The organism is Yoonia sp. 72 (genome assembly GCF_034652275.1).
In the GTDB taxonomy this organism is placed as follows: Bacteria; Pseudomonadota; Alphaproteobacteria; order Rhodobacterales; family Rhodobacteraceae; genus Yoonia.
Genome location: NZ_JAXIWG010000003.1, coordinates 316081 through 330254 on the forward strand (window position 1 = coordinate 316081; position 14174 = coordinate 330254).

Here is a 14174-nt window from a genome sequence, read left to right on the forward strand (position 1 = left end):
GGCCTATGCGAATGTCCAGACAGCTGCGTCCGGCCGCTCAGGCATCATTATGCCGTGAAGCCATGGCAGTAACTGGCCTGCCGCATCTGGTAACGCTAACGCAAGCACACTACTTAGACACGACTTGGCCGATGTTCTATGCTGGCCGGACGAAAAAGGAAAACCGATGGCTGGCGCGACCCCACCCGATCAGACGGGTAAACTGCAGTTCGACACGGACAAGGGTGCCGGGCGGTCCAAGTGGGTCGCAGGGCTGATGGCGCTTGCGTTGATCGGCTGGATGGGCAGCGGGGCGGTGATCCCCTCTGCCGACCCTCAGGACAGGGCCGTGGCGGATGCGGCGGACCGCGCCGTGAGCGTCGCTGTGGTCGATTCGGTCGCGCAGGACGTGCCGCTGGTCCTGACCGCCGAAGGCCAGTCGATTCCCGACCGCGCGGCCACCGTGCGCGCCAAGGCTGACGGACAGATTGCCAGCGTTGCGGTATCGCGTGGCGATCTGGTGAGCGCAGGACAGGAAATTGCCCGCATCGACGCAGGCATCGCCGAGGCGCAGCTTGTACAGGCGCAGACGCAATTGGCGCAGGCGCAACGCGATTTCGACAACGCGCTGGCCTTGCAGGATCGTGGTGTCGCGACCGAAGACCGCGTGTCACAGGCGCGCGCCGCCCGCGCCGCCGCCGAGGCTGCGGTGACATCGGCGCAGGACCAGTTGGACAATACCATCGTGACCGCCCCCTTCGCGGGTCGGTTGAATGATCTGACCGTGAACGTGGGCGAATCCGTCGAGAACGGGACCGTCGTGGCCGAAGTGCTCGACAATGATCCCCTGACAGTTGTCGTGCAGGTGCCCCAGCAGGCGCTGTCGCGGCTGCAAACCGGTCAGGATGCACAGGTCTCGTTTATCACCGGCGAAGAAAAGGCAGGCACCGTCGCCTTTATCGGGGCCAATGCCGACCAGCAGACCCGTACCTTTCGGGTCGAGATCATCGTCGATAACCCCGACAGCGTGATGCCCGCGGGGCTGAGCGCGCGGGTGGTCCTGCCGACAGGGCAGGCGCGGGGGCACTTCGTGTCGCCTGCAGTCCTGTCGCTGGGCACGAACGGGGAATTGGGGGTCAAGACCGTCGATGCTGACAACCGCGTGGTGTTTTCGGTCGTGCAGATCGTACGGGCGCAGACAGACGGTATCTGGATCGCGGGCCTGCCCGAAGAGGCGCGGATCATCACGGTCGGCCAAGGCTTCGTCAATCAGGGCGATCCGGTTGAACCGCGCACGCCGACGCAGGACCAGACTGCCTTGGTGCAGCCATGAACGGCCTGATAGATTCCGCCTTTGGGCGTGGCAAGGTCGTCACGCTGGTTTTCGCCTTCCTGCTGATGGTGGGCGCCTTCGCCTATTCGGCGATCCCCAAGGAAAGCAACCCCGAAGTCACGATCCCTGTGGTCTATGTCTCCACCTCGCTGGATGGAATATCGCCGCAGGACGCCGAGGACGTCCTTGTGCGCCCGATGGAAACCGAATTCGCCTCGCTCACCGGCCTGAGCGAGATGATCGCCAAGGCGGGCGAGGGTTTTGCCACGGTGCAGCTGGAATTCGAGCCGGGCTATGACGCGGGGCAGGCGCTGGACGATGTCCGTCAGGCCGCCGACCGCGCCGAAAACGACCTGCCCGACAGCGTGCAACTGACCGTGACCGAGATCAACACGGCGCTGTTCCCGATCCTGACGGTGATCCTGTCCGGCCCCGTGCCCGAACGGACGCTGAACGCCATCGCCGACAACCTGCAGGACGAGATCGAGGCGCTGGGCGGCGTGCTCGAGGTGGATGTGGCGGGCAAGCGCGACGAATTGCTCGAGGTCGTGATCGACCCCACCGTGTTCGAGACCTATAACTTGTCCTTTGACGAACTGATTGGTTCGATCACGCGCAACAACCAGCTCATCGCTGCCGGTGCGATCGAAAGCGAGGCGGGGCGCATCGTTCTCAAGGTCCCGGGCCTGATCGAAAACGTGCAGGACGTGATGGAACTGCCCATCATCACGCGCGGCCAGACTGTCGTGACCTTTGCCGATGTCGCCACGATCCGCCGCACGTTCGAGGACCCCACAGGCTATGCCCGTATCGACGGCCAACCCGCGCTGGCGCTGGAAATCAAGAAACGCGCAGGCGCCAATATCATCGACACGGTGGACGAAGTGCGCAGCGTCATTGACCGCGTGCGCGCCAGCTGGCCCGAGACTGTCGAGATCAGCTATACGCTGGACGAAAGCGAAACCGTCAAGACAATGCTGTCCGACCTCGAGGCGAACGTGATCGCGGCGATCATCCTTGTGATGATCGTCGTCGTTTATGCGCTGGGCCTGCGGTCGTCGCTGCTGGTCGGGCTGGCCATTCCGGGTGCGTTTCTGACAGGTGTCGCGGTGCTTTATTTCATGGGCCTGACCATGAATATCGTCGTGCTTTTCTCGCTGATCCTTGTGGTGGGGATGCTGGTGGACGGGGCGATCGTCACGGTCGAACTGGCCGACCGATACCTGCACGAAGGCAACAGTCCGCGCGTGGCCTATGCGCGCGCCGCCAAACGCATGGCCTGGCCGATCATCGCCTCGACCGCGACCACGCTGTGCGTGTTCTTTCCGCTCTTGTTCTGGTCGGGGGTCGTGGGCGAATTCATGAAATTCCTGCCCATCACCGTGATCGTGACGCTGTCGGCGTCGCTGTTCATGGCGCTGATCTTCATTCCGGTCGTGGGCGGCATGATCGGCAAGCGGCAGGGCCAGACTGCCAAGGCCAAGGCCCAGCTTTACGCCGCCGAAAAAGGCGATCCGCGCCAGATGACCGGGTTCATGGGCGGCTATATCAAGGTTCTGGAATGGTCGATCCTGCGGCCTTGGACAACGCTGAGCCTTGCGATGATCGCACTGGTCGCGTCCTTCGTGGCTTATGGCCAGTTCGGCAACGGCCTGACCTTTTTCCCCGATGTCGAACCCGACTATGCGCAGGTCGAGATTCTTGCCAAGGACAATTTCTCGATCTTCGAGCAGGACGCGCTTGTCCGCGAGGTCGAGGCACGTCTGTCCGCCTATGGCGAGGTCGCAAGCATTTATGCGCGGTCCGGCGGGTCGCGCGAAAGCGGCGACGTGATCGGTGCGCTGCAGCTTGAAATGACCGATTGGGACACCCGCAGGCCTGTCGCCCTGATCGCCGAGGATATCCGCGCCGAGATGGCCGAAATCCCCGGCATCGAGGTGCAGGTCCAGACCAGCGCGGCAGGGCCGGGTGGTGGCAAGCCGATCAATCTCGAGATTTTCAGCGCCAATGATGCCGACCAGACAAGCGCGGTCGAGGCTGTTCTGGCCGAAATGGACCGGCTGGGCGGGTTCATCGACGTGATCGATTCGCGCCCCAGCCCCGGCGTCGAATGGCAGATCAGCGTGGACCGGTCCGAGGCCGCGCGCAGCGGTGCGGATGTCGCGCTTTTGGGGCAGGCCGTCCAGTTGCTGACACGCGGGATCAATGTTGCTACCTACCGCCCTGACGATGGCGACGGCGAGGTCGACATCGTTGTGCGTTTCCCCGCCGAAAGCCGCACGCTGGAAGAACTGGAGGCGCTGCGCGTGCCGACCTCGGTTGGTCTGGTGCCGATCTCCAACTTCGTCTCGTTCAATCCTGCCCCGCGGTCCGGTGTCATTACGCGGATTGATCAGGCGCGCGTGCTGACGATTTCCGCCGATGTCGCCCCCGGCGTGCTGGCCAACGATCAGACACTGGCGCTGCAAGCGGCGCTTGACGCGCTTGACCTGCCCGACAGCGTCACCATCAAATTCGGTGGCGAGGCCGAAGATCAGGCGGAATCCATGATCTTCCTGATCGGGGCTTTCCTGTCTGCCATCGGGCTGATGTTCCTGATCCTGCTCACGCAGTTCAACAGCTTCTGGCAGGCGTTCGTCGTGATGTCGGCGATCGTGTTTTCCGTGGCGGGTGTGCTTTTGGGCCTGATGATTACGGGCCGTCCTTTTGGCGTCGTCATGGGCGGGATCGGCGTGATCGCACTTGCGGGGATCGTGGTGAACAACAACATCGTGCTGATCGACACGTTCAACGAATTGCGCGCCGAAGGGCAATCCTCGCTCGAGGCTGCCTTGCGCACGGGCGCGCAGCGTCTGCGGCCTGTGGTTCTGACCTCGGTAACGACCGCGCTGGGGCTGATGCCGATGGTGATTGGCCTCAACATCAACTTTTTCACGCGCGAGATCGTCTATGGCGCGCCCTCTACGCAATGGTGGACGGAGCTGTCCAGCGCGATTGCTGGCGGGCTGGTCTTTGCCACGGTGCTGACCTTGCTGGTCACTCCCGCGATGCTGATGCTGGGCGAAAAGCGCGCGAAACGGCATTTGCCGAACACGGCGCTGGCACCTGCGGAATAGTCACACAGGCAGGATGAGGCGGGCCGCCCGTTCGGCGGCGGCCAGCGCCCCTTCGATCAGGCCGCCGTTGTCGGTGGTCAGTTCCGCGCAGGCAAAGATAATCCGGTCATCCGCGACCTGCCGCAGGGCGGGTGGCAGCAGATAGGCCGGATGCCCCGCTGGTGGCGTGGCGTCTGTCGTGGTGGCGGTGAAGGCTTCGCGCGACCAGTCCATGATCTGCAACGCGCGCGGCGACGCGGCCTGCGGCCCGAACAGATTGACCAGTTGCGCGATCACGGGTGCGCGCAGGTCGGTCTGCGCTCGCTGGTCTGCTGGCAAACCCACAAAGCCGAACAGGGCCCCCAGAGGGCCTTGCGCGGGGCTCGCATCATGGATTTCCGCCAACGGGCCACGCCTGCTTGCTGCATCGCCGGACAGTCCGTCCTTGCGCCAGAACGGGGTGTCGTAAACCGCGACGCATTTGGCATGGGCGCCCATCCAGACCGGAACGGCCCCTAGCGCCTGCTGTGCTTCGATGGGCAAGGCGGGGGTAAAAGCCAGCCTTGCGGCCAGCCGTGGCGGGAGGGCGATGACGATCCTGTCCGCGCTGATGGTGCGACCGTCCTGCAAGGTGGCCCCGTCGTCCGTCACCCGTTGCGCCACGGCACCCGTCAGCAACCGCGCGGGGTCAAGCCGGGCGACAAGGGCGTCCACCAGCGCGCCAGTGCCGCCTGCGATCCGCAGCGATCCGGCCATCGACATGAATCCTTGGTCGCGGATGACCTGCCCGTCGGTGTGTTCGTAAAGTTGCACGCCTCGGGCATGCTGCTCAAATAGCCGCAGTCCCAGCAGGTCGCACAAGACGGCGACCCGCATCTGTCCGGGCCAGACCCAAGAGGGCCCCAGATCGAACGCTTCGCCGTCCAGATGCAGCGACGTGATCCGCCCCCCGAGACGGTCTCGCGCCTCGACAAGCAGAAAATCCTGCCCCGCCATCTGTAGCTGATGGGCAAGGGCCAGCCCGGTCAGGCCGCCACCGATAATGAGGGTTGAGGTTTTCATCAGCGGCCCCTTTGCCGTGCAATGGCCGCGAAAAAGGGGCGCAGCCGATGAACCGGCTGCGCCCTGTCCTGCTTATTTCAGATCGAAACGGTCCAGTTCCATGACCTTGGTCCATGCCTGCACGAAGCGACCGACAAAGCGCTCTGCCTGATCGTTCTGGGCATAGACCTCGGCGATGGCGCGCAGTTGCGAGTTCGACCCGAACACCAGATCGACCCGCGTGCCGGTCCATTTCACCGCACCAGTCGCGCGGTCACGGCCTTCGAACGCGTTTTCGTCGCCGGCGACAGGGGTCCAGTCATAGGCCATGTCGGTCAGGTTGACGAAAAAGTCGTTGGTCAGCGTGCCGGGTTTGTCGGTCAGCACACCGTGGCTGGTGTTGCCATAGGTCGCCCCCAGAACACGCAGGCCACCGACTAGCGCGGTCATTTCCGGTGCGGACAGACCCAGAAGTTGCGCACGGTCCACCAGCAGTTTTTCGGCGGCCACCGACAGGCCGGGCTTGAGGTAGTTGCGGAAACCATCGGCAATCGGTTCCATCACCTCGAAGCTTTCGGCATCGGTCTGTTCGGCGCTGGCGTCGGTCCGGCCGGGCGTGAACGGCACCGACAGGTCGTGACCGGCAGCTTTGGCCGCCGCCTCGATTGCGGCAGATCCACCCAGCACGATCAGATCGGCCAGCGACACGCGCTTGTTGCCGGTCTGGGCCGCGTTGAACGCGCTTTGCACGCCTTCGAGCGCTGCCAGCACCTTGGACAACTCGGCAGGTTCGTTGACGGTCCAGTCCTTTTGCGGGGCCAGACGGATGCGTGCGCCATTGGCACCGCCACGGTTGTCCGACCCGCGGAAGGTCGAGGCCGAGGCCCAGGCCGTGCGCACCAGTTCCTGCACGCTCAGACCTGTCGCCATGATCTGCGACTTGAGCGCGGTCACATCGGCAGAATCGATCAGGTCGTGATCGACGGCGGGGATCGGGTCCTGCCAGATCAGGTCCTCGGCGGGGACTTCGTTGCCGAGATACAGCACCTTTGGCCCCATGTCGCGGTGGGTCAGCTTGAACCATGCGCGGGCATAGGCATCGGCGAAAATCTCGGGGTTTTCGTGGTAGTGCTTGGAAATCCGCGCATAGGCGGGGTCGAGTTTCAGCGCCATATCGGCGGTGGTCATCATCGGCGCATGGCGGCGTGCGGGGTCATGGGCGTCAAGCACCGCATCCGACATGGCACCATTGGCGGGGCGCCACTGGTTCGCACCGGCGGGGCTTTTCGTCAGTTCCCAATCGTTGCCGAGCAGGGTGTCGAAATAGCTCATGTCCCATGTCGTGGGCGTTGGGGTCCAAGCGCCTTCGATGCCGCTGGTCGTGGTGTGCACACCCTTGCCGGTGCCGAAACCGTTCTTCCAGCCGAACCCCATCTGGTGGATCGGCGCGCCTTCGGGCTCGGGGCCGACAAGAGCTGCGTCACCCGCACCATGCGATTTGCCGAAGGTGTGGCCACCGGCGACCAATGCGACGGTTTCCTCGTCGTTCATCGCCATGCGCGCGAATGTTTCGCGAATGTCACGGGCGGATGCCAGCGGATCGGGGTTGCCGTTCGGGCCTTCGGGGTTGACGTAGATCAGACCCATCTGCACGGCGGCCAGCGGGTTTTCCAGCTCGCGGTCACCTTTGTAGCGGGTGTCGCCGAGCCATGTATCCTCGGTGCCCCAATAGATGTCTTCCTCGGGTTCCCAGATATCGGCACGGCCGCCGCCGAAACCGAAGGTCTTGAAGCCCATCGATTCCATCGCGACGTTGCCCGCAAGGATCATCAGGTCGGCCCAGGAAATCTGGTTGCCGTATTTCTGCTTGAGCGGCCAGAGCAACCGGCGCGCTTTATCGAGGTTGCCGTTGTCGGGCCAACTGTTCAGCGGTGCGAAACGCTGGGTGCCGGACCGCGACCCGCCACGCCCATCAGCGGTGCGGTAGGTGCCGGCGCTGTGCCATGCCATGCGCACAAAGAACGGGCCGTAGTGGCCGTAGTCTGCTGGCCACCAGTCCTGGCTGTCGGTCATCAGCGCGGTCAGGTCCTGCTTCAGCGCCTGCAGGTCGAGTTTCTTGAACTCTTCGGCATAGTTGAAATCCGGGCCGATCGGGTCAAGCGCGGGCGCGTTCTGGTGCAGGATGCGCAGGTTCAACTGGTTGGGCCACCAGTCGCGGTTGCCGCGTGTGCCGGTCGTCGTGTTCAGCCCGACGCCATGCATGACTGGGCATTTTCCAACATCATTTCCGTCCATGATTCTCTCTCCGATCGTGTTGTGGCAAAGCAGGTTCGCGACAAAGCCGCTTGGATGGCTTGTGCGATTAGAACTCTTCTAACATAAGCGCTTCATTTGTTTAAGTTGCAATTTGTAATAGTTTCGATAACTTCAGGTTATGAACATCACACTCAAACAACTCCGCTATTTCGAGGCGCTGGCCCGCCACGGCCATTTCGGGCGTGCGGCGGATGCCTGCGCCATTTCGCAACCCGCCCTGTCGGTGCAGATCAAGGAACTGGAAAGCACGCTTGGCACGGCCCTGTTCGAACGCGGTGCGCGGCAGGTGCGGCTGACCGCCTTTGGCGAAAGCTGGGCGCAACGGGTGCGCGGCATCTTGCAGGCGGTTGACGAATTGGCCGATATGGCGCGCGCGGCGCAATCGGGGCTGGCAGGGCGGTTGCGGATCGGGGTGATCCCGACCATCGCCCCCTACCTTTTGCCGGGGCTGATCGGCGCGCTGGGACGCAGCTTTCCCGATCTTGATGTGCATGTGCGCGAAACCATGACCCAGCGTCTGATCGAGGAATTGCACGACGGGCAGATCGACACCGCCATCGTCGCTTTGCCCGTGGCCGAACCCGCGTTGGAGGAACTGGCACTGTTTGAGGAAAAGCTGCTGCTCGTCCGGTCCGAAAAGGACGGCGCGGCCCCTGTCCCGCAACCCGCCGACCTGCGCGACATGCGGTTGTTGCTGCTGGAAGAAGGCCATTGTTTCCGCGATCAGGCCTTGTCGTTCTGCAACCTGCAATCCGCGATGACCCGCGACGGGCTGGACGGCAGTTCGCTGTCCACGCTGGTGCAGATGGTGGGCGCGGGGATCGGGGTCACGCTGATCCCGCAGATGGCCGTTGCGGTCGAGACCCGGTCAGCACCCGTGCGCATCAGCCGCTTTGCCGACCCGCAACCGGCGCGCACGGTGGGGATGATCTGGCGCAAGACCAATCCGATGGCGGCGCAATTCCGGCAGGTGGCCGAGGTGGTGCGCCAGACGGCGGGTGATTTGACGCAGGATCAGTGAGTTTCGGACAATAGGGCCTTGTGGTTCTGAAGATGCCGTTGCGCCAGCGTGCGGGCGCTGTGTCCGGCCATGACCGGGCGCACCGCATCGCACAGCTCTTCGACAAGGCCGGGAAAGATCAGCGCCAGTTCCTGACGGGCGTCCGGCGACATGCCGCGCAAGGCCTGCGGACCGACCAGCAGCGTTTCCGCCCAGATACCTTCGGCGCGCACCATCTCGTGCCGGTCCAGCCGCAGATGCAGATAGCTGACATCGCGCGGTCGCATGACAGGGCTGATCCCGGGAATGGCGGACAGCTGTTTCACGGCAACCAGCGCCTCGGGCGAACCGGCCATGCGCGCCACGATTTTCGAGCGCACAAGGACGCGGTGCTGCGGCGACAGCCACAGATCGCGCATAGGCAGGCCCGCGCCCATGGCCCCCGCCGCGATACAGACTGGCAGGATATTGCGGTGCAGCACGGTTGTGGCAAGGCTGATGTCGCTGCGCCCGATCCAGCGGATGGGCTGCAATCCGCTGTCCAGCGTCTCGACCAGATCGCCGACCGCCAGTCTCTCGATCGGGACTTGCCCTTTGTCTGTCGCGATCAACGTGCCGGCGCAGAAACAGATCACATTGAACGCAGCGTAGGCGTCGGTGAAATCCAGCTCGCTGTTATTGTTGCCGGCATTGGGGTCACCGTTCTGGGCAGAGCCGGGATAAAAAAGCGTGGTCGGTGTCGTGGGCAGACCGCCATTGATGTTGTAAAGCAGGAAATTCGACCCGCGGCTGAACACGATGTATTCGTCGCCGCCCCCCACACCCGAGACAAGGTCGTTGCGCGGGCCAAGATTGCCGATGCCCGGAATATTTGCCCAGTTTGCGGTATCGGTCGTCGGGTCGCCGGTGCCTGTGTATTGCTCCAACCGCCAGCCTTGGCCGTTCCTGAAAAACGTGTCGGTTGTATTTCTGTTCTGGAACCAGACGAGGCGATACACATCCGTTGGCCCGCCCAATGCGGTGACATTGTTCATGACCATGCCGAAATTCGGATCGCCGGGGTTGCCCTGATTTGTCGGCTGCCCCGAGATCGTGGCCACCTGATCACCCGTCAACAAAATGGGGGTCGTATAGGTCATGGGGCGAAAGTGTCATAACACAAGCGAACAGTCATCAGCATTCACGCCCGATTTGCAGTTTCGTCACAGAGGATCGTGCGGCACGACGTAACGTCCATGCCAAATCATGTGCTTCACAACCAAGATATTCCCGCTAGGGTCAGTGAAACGCTTTTGGGAGGAAGCACTTTGGCAAACGACCGTCCGTGGACGGCCTTTTATGGCCCGTCCGTTCCAAGCTCGATTGACGACATGCCATACCGGAGCCTTGGCGATTTCATCACTTCGACCGCTGCCGTCTATGGCGACCTGCCTGCCTTTACGACAGTTCTGCCCAACGGCATGAACGGCACGCTGTCGTTCCGCCAAGCGGACGAGATGTCCGACGCCTTGGCCGTCTATCTGCGCGATGTTGCTGGATTGCAGGCAGGCGACCGTGTGGCGGTGCAGGTGCCCAATTGCCTGTCCTATCCGGTGGCGGCGATGGCGGTGTTCAAGGCGGGCTGCGTCTTGGTCAACGTCAACCCGCTCTACACCGCCGAGGAGATGGCCAAGCAGTTCAGCGACGCCGAACCCGCCGCCGTCATCGTGGTGGACATGTTCGCCGACAAGCTGGCCGAGGCCGTCAAAACCTATCCGTTGCAGCATGTGATCGTGACGCGCGTGGCCGAATACCTGCCGCGGCTGCCCAAGATGATCGTCGGACTGGTGCAGAAACACTGGGACAAGTCGGTCCTGCCGATCACCATCCCGCATATCCGCCTGCCTGATGCCATCGCGGCAGGGCGTGCGAAACACGACAGCCTGCACAATGCGATCGAGGCTTACCGCAGCACGATCAGCCCCGATGACGTGGCCTGCCTGCAGTATACCGGCGGGACGACAGGCGTGTCCAAGGGCGCGATGCTGTCACATGCCAATATCCTGATGAACATGTCGCAGACCATGTCGCTGATCACCAATCTGGAAAAGGGCAAGGAAACAGCGCTGACCGCGCTGCCGCTCTATCATATCTTTGCCTTTACGGTGAATTTCCTCGGGTTTTATTCCATCGGTGCGCGCAACATCCTGATCCCGAACCCGCGCCCTTTGTCGAACCTCAAACGTGCCTTCGAGAATTACAAGATCACATGGATGAGCGGGGTGAACACCCTGTTCAACGGGCTGAACAACGAAATCTGGTTCCTCGACACGCCGCCCAAACATCTCAAATTCGCCTCGGCGGGCGGGATGGCTTTGCAGACATCGGTGGCCGAACGCTGGGAACAGGTCACAGGCAAGCCTGTGCTCGAAGGTTACGGGCTGACCGAATCCTCGCCTGTGCTGACCTTCAACCCCTTCGGGCAGGTCCGGCACGGCAGTATCGGCGTGCCGATCCCGTCCACCGATGTGCGCTGCGTCGATGAAGACGGGGCCGATGTGCCGCAGGGTCAACCCGGCGAGCTGATCGCCAAGGGGCCGCAGATCATGCTGGGCTACTGGCGCAAACCCGAAGAGACCGCCAAGACGGTCCAGAACGGCTGGCTGTTGACCGGCGATATCGGGATCATGGACGGCGACGGCTATTTCCGCATCGTGGACCGCAAGAAGGATATGATCCTTGTGTCGGGCTTCAACGTCTATCCCAACGAGATTGAAGATATCATCGCCGCCCATCCCGATGTGGTCGAGGTCGCCGTGATCGGCGTGCCGGACGGTGCGGCGGGCGAGGCGGTGAAAGCCTTTGTCGTTGCGCGCAGCGAGGCGCTGAGCAAGGATGACCTGCGCGCCTACTGCAAGGACCACCTGACCGGCTACAAGGTGCCCAAATTCGTGGAGTTCCGCGACGAATTGCCGAAATCCAACGTCGGAAAAATCCTGCGCAAGGATCTGCGCGCGCAGGAAAAGGCGCAGGCGGCGTGATGCGGTTGGTGTTGAAAGGGATGGTGTAACATGGTCGGACCGCTTGAACAGGCCGTACTGGCGCTGATGATTTTCGTGATCATGCTGGGGATGGGCGCGTCCCTGACCCCGCGTGATTTTGCGCTGGCACTGAAACGGCCTTACGGCCTTGGCGTCGGGGTGATTTCGCAATTCGGCTTCATGCCGCTGATCGGCTTCGTGCTGGCCACGACCCTGCCGGTGTCGGACCCGATCAAGATCGGTATCCTGATCATGGCCTGCATGCCGGGCGGGACCACGTCGAATATCTTTACCTATTTTTCCAAAGGCAATCTGGCGCTGTCGGTGCTGATGACGGTCACGTCCACCGTCTTCGGTGTGATCCTGATCCCGATCGTGCTGCTGGTTTATGCCGGTGCGCTTGATCTGGATATCCCGCGCGAGAATATCATCGTGACGCTGATCCTGCTGCTGGTGCCGGTCGCCATCGGGATGGTCCTGCGCAAGTTCAGCGCCAATGTGGGGGCCGTGACCGAGTTTTTCGGCTCGCTGCTGGCGCTTGTCTTTATCCTGTTTCTGATCGTGTCATGGATTCCGCGCAACTGGGAATTCCTTCTCGCGACCACATGGGGCACGTATTTTGCGTCGATCATGCTGGGAGTGTTCGGGTTTGCCATCGGCTACGGTTTCGCAAAGCTGCTGAAGCTGCACCCGCGCAACGCGCGCACCGTCGCGCTGGAAACGGGGATCCAGAACGGCCCGCTTGCGATCGCGATCATCGCTTTCACCTTCAGCGGGACCGAGGCGCAGGGGATCATGGCCGTCCCCGCGCTATATTCGTTGTTCATCGTGATGACCTCGGCAGCACTGACGCTGTGGTTCCGGCGGATCAACACGGCGGGGGAACAGCCGCTGCCGAACGGGTTGTTGTGAGGGTGGTGTCAAAAACTTTGATGCCTCCGCGGCGGGGATATTTGGGCTCGAACGATGAAGGAGCGGGTCACGCGAGCCGCAGGTCGCGCAGCGCGGCATAGCAGACCGGGTCGATGGCGGTGCCGACCATATCATCCATGATGGCGCGGACCTTGTCGGGCGGATAGGCGGGTTTGTAAGGCCGTTCTGCCGAGAGCGCGTCATAGATATCGGCGGTCGTCAGGATGCGCACATCGCGGCAGAGCTGTGCCCCTGTCAGGCCGTGCGGATAGCCTTTGCCGTCCAGCCGTTCGTGGTGGGCGGCAGCCAGATGGGCGACCTGAGCAAAGATCGTGATCTGGTGCAGGATCGTCCGGCCCGTCGTCGTATGCGCCTCGATCAAGGCGCGTTCGGGCGGGTCGAGACGCCCGGGCTTGTCAAGAATGCGGTTCGACACACCAAGTTTGCCGATATCGTGCAACAAGGCGGCCCGGCGCAGCCAGCGGCGGGCGTTGGCGTCAAGGCCCAAGGCGGCTGTCAGGTCATCGACACAGGCCGCGACCCGCCCGGAATGGTTTTGCGTAAACGGGCTTTTCGCGTCGATCACACGCGCGAAACCGCCGATGATCCTGTCAAGGGCGGCATCATCCAGTGCCACCGTTTCGGCGGCCGCCGGATGGGCAAAGACACGCTGCGCAAGGTCAGGCGCGCGCAGGGCCGATCGCAGGACAGGGTCGTCCAGCGCCGCCAGTGCGGCGGCCACGACATCGGGGTCGAACCAGCCGTTGCTGCGCCCCATGATTTCCGTCTGTGCGGCGGCGACGCTGCCGTTGGTCATGAACACATCCGCCACCTGCGCCACCAGCGCGATCCGCGCGCCTAGCGGGATCGCCGTGCCGGTCAGTCGGTCAGGCCTGCCTGATCCGTCCCAATGTTCGTCCAGCGCATGGATGCCGTCCGCGACACGGGCCGAGAATCCCATCATCCGCGCGATCATCGCCCCCTGTTCACAGCGGGTTTCGATCAGGTCGTCAACGATGGGTGCGGCATTGCGGATGACCGAGATCAGGGTCTTGCCGCGCTGGACAAGAGAGCCGCCGCGCGCGGTTTCGCGCAGCAGGAACTGCAGCGCCGATTTTGTCGTGCCATCGACCCGTTTGAACGCGCGCTTGAAATCAAGATCATCGGCCAGATAGAGCTGGCAAATCCGCGCGGCATTGGACGAACAGCCCAGATCCTTGAGCAGCAGGGTGTAATAGAGATCGTGCAGATCCTCGCCCGTCAGTCCCAGACGCGTGCCGATGTCGCAGCCCAGCCAAGTCACGCGGATCGCGTGGCCGATGGGCTGCCCTTCGGTGGCATCCAGCGCATGGCTGAGCGCGCCCAGCAGCTCGGCCAGCCGCAGCGTACCCACGCCGTCGGGCCATGTCTGAACTGCCTGAAATGTGGATAAATGACCCATGCTGACGGACTGCTACCACAGCAGAGATCAACAAAAC

General features: G+C 62.9%; 9 protein-coding genes. 5 read left to right on the forward strand and 4 right to left on the reverse strand.

From position 1 onward, the window contains the following. The first annotated feature begins 166 nt into the window (after positions 1–166). Together VCK47_RS13940 and VCK47_RS13945 are read left to right on the forward strand one after the other, a co-directional pair. Positions 167–1312 carry an efflux RND transporter periplasmic adaptor subunit gene (locus VCK47_RS13940; protein ID WP_322890272.1) on the forward strand — a complete coding sequence of 382 codons (1146 nt, stop codon included), beginning with the start codon at positions 167–169 and terminating at the stop codon, positions 1310–1312. Further along, positions 1309–4428 (forward strand): efflux RND transporter permease subunit, encoded by a 3120-nt coding sequence (locus VCK47_RS13945; RefSeq protein WP_322890271.1) that lies wholly within the window; start codon positions 1309–1311, stop codon positions 4426–4428. The genes VCK47_RS13940 and VCK47_RS13945 overlap by 4 nt, the downstream gene beginning before the upstream one ends. Here the strand turns inward: VCK47_RS13945 and VCK47_RS13950 are convergent, their stop codons facing one another. Next, positions 4429–5469 carry a flavin monoamine oxidase family protein gene (locus VCK47_RS13950; protein WP_322890270.1) on the reverse strand — a complete coding sequence of 347 codons (1041 nt, stop codon included), beginning with the start codon at positions 5467–5469 and terminating at the stop codon, positions 4429–4431. A gap of 72 nt (positions 5470–5541) precedes the next feature. Next, positions 5542–7743, reverse strand: coding sequence for a catalase/peroxidase HPI (gene katG, locus VCK47_RS13955; RefSeq protein WP_322890269.1), 2202 nt, complete (start codon positions 7741–7743; stop codon positions 5542–5544). Between the two features lie 139 nt (positions 7744–7882). On the opposite strand from katG, the gene VCK47_RS13960 reads away from it, so the two are divergent. Then, positions 7883–8785 (forward strand): LysR substrate-binding domain-containing protein, encoded by a 903-nt coding sequence (locus tag VCK47_RS13960; RefSeq protein ID WP_322890268.1) that lies wholly within the window; start codon positions 7883–7885, stop codon positions 8783–8785. On the opposite strand, the gene VCK47_RS13965 is transcribed toward VCK47_RS13960, so the two are convergent. Then, positions 8779–9903 (reverse strand): Hint domain-containing protein, encoded by a 1125-nt coding sequence (locus tag VCK47_RS13965; RefSeq protein ID WP_322890267.1) that lies wholly within the window; start codon positions 9901–9903, stop codon positions 8779–8781. The two genes, VCK47_RS13960 and VCK47_RS13965, sit on opposite strands and share 7 nt — an antisense overlap. Positions 9904–10134: 231 nt before the next feature. On the opposite strand from VCK47_RS13965, the gene VCK47_RS13970 reads away from it, so the two are divergent. Continuing rightward, entirely contained in the window at positions 10135–11784 is a 1650-nt protein-coding gene (locus VCK47_RS13970) for an AMP-binding protein (protein WP_322890692.1), read from the forward strand. A 30-nt stretch (positions 11785–11814) separates the two neighbouring features. Then, positions 11815–12696, forward strand: coding sequence for a bile acid:sodium symporter family protein (locus tag VCK47_RS13975; protein WP_322890266.1), 882 nt, complete (start codon positions 11815–11817; stop codon positions 12694–12696). Positions 12697–12763: 67 nt separating this feature from the next. On the opposite strand, the gene VCK47_RS13980 is transcribed toward VCK47_RS13975, so the two are convergent. Continuing rightward, positions 12764–14137 (reverse strand): HD-GYP domain-containing protein, encoded by a 1374-nt coding sequence (locus VCK47_RS13980; protein ID WP_322890265.1) that lies wholly within the window; start codon positions 14135–14137, stop codon positions 12764–12766. Positions 14138–14174: the final 37 nt, after the last annotated feature.